The sequence below is a fragment of the Rhodospirillum sp. A1_3_36 genome (genome assembly GCF_047263945.1).
Classification (GTDB): domain Bacteria; phylum Pseudomonadota; class Alphaproteobacteria; order Rhodospirillales; family Rhodospirillaceae; genus Rhodospirillum.
Genome location: NZ_JBLAVB010000093.1, coordinates 1 through 1,210, shown reverse-complemented (window position 1 = coordinate 1,210; position 1,210 = coordinate 1). Strand labels below are relative to the sequence as shown.

The 1,210-nt window shown below is 65.6% G+C and carries 1 protein-coding gene; it reads right to left on the bottom strand.

The features are described 5' to 3' along the window. On the bottom strand, window positions 1–1,210 hold a 1,210-nt coding region (locus tag ACLIRY_RS27120; RefSeq protein ID WP_413208524.1), incomplete at both ends, for a hypothetical protein.

The window sequence follows — 1,210 nt, the reverse complement described above, 5'->3', positions numbered from 1 at the left end:
CATGTCCCAGCTGTCGTGGTCCCGGGGGTCCTCGCTGGTGTTGTCGAAGGTGCCGACGTTGATGTTGACCCCGCCGCCAGCCTGGATGATCGAGCCGACACCCGGGCCGATGATCTCTCCGGCATAGGCCGTGCCGCCCTCATTCCTGAACCAGACGCAGGGGCCGCCGAAACACCGGTTGAATTGGCCATTCGTGGCCCATTCAAACCACAGGGTGGCGACGTTTTCGATGCCCTTGTTGACCAGGGAATTGGCGCTGATCGCCAAGTCGCCCCCGGCCGCAAGGGTCGAGAAGTCGTTGAGAACCGCGCCGCCCGCGTCGATGGTCAGGTTCCGGCCGGCGACGATCTCGCCCTTGCCGGTGCTCGCCCCCGTGGCCGTGGCCACCGTGCCGTAGAGTTTGACCGTAACATTGCCCGTGTCGTAATAAACCGTCCAATCCAGACCCGGATAGGGATGGTCGATAACCACCGTCGAGCCGTCTTTCATGTAGGCATAGCCCTCCGGCGTGATGACCGCGCCGGGGACGGAGTTCCGTGCGGGCACGCCAGGGGTTTCGCCAAAGGTGCCCTCGTAGATCAGGACGTTTTCTTTAACCTCGAAGTCACTGTCGCCCTGGTTATGAACCGACCCGGCGCGCAGCAACACATCGCCGCCATCGCTTTGGATCACCCCCAGGCTGTTGGTGATCGAGCCCGCCCGACCGCCGCCCAGGCCGGTAATGGCCATATCCCCACCGGAAATGATGGCGCCCTGGTTGTTGCTGACCGCCCCCGAAACCTGGGCGGTCAGTGTCCCGCCCGCCAGGATCAAATCGCTATTGGACAGCCCACCCAGGCCGAGCAGGTCCATGTTGCCCACGGACAGCAGGATATTGCGGTTGTCGAGCCCGCCTGCGGTGAGGACCAGATCCCCCGCCGTCTTGGTCTCGCCGGTATTGGTGAAGGTGCCCCCCACCGACAGGGTCGTCGTCCCGCCGCTGCCGGTGATCTTGCCGCTGCTCGATAGGTTCGCACCCGCCCTCACCGCAAGACCCGTGGCCCCCTGCAGGGTCCCCTGGTTGTCGATCGAGCCAGAGGACGCGATCTCCGCCGCCCGGGTCGACGACAACATGGTGGCGCCACTGCCGTTGGTCACGCCCGCCGCCGTGACCGCCAGGGCGGTCTCGCTTTCCAGGGCGCCGCTGTTGACCAGCGACCCCGCCGACACC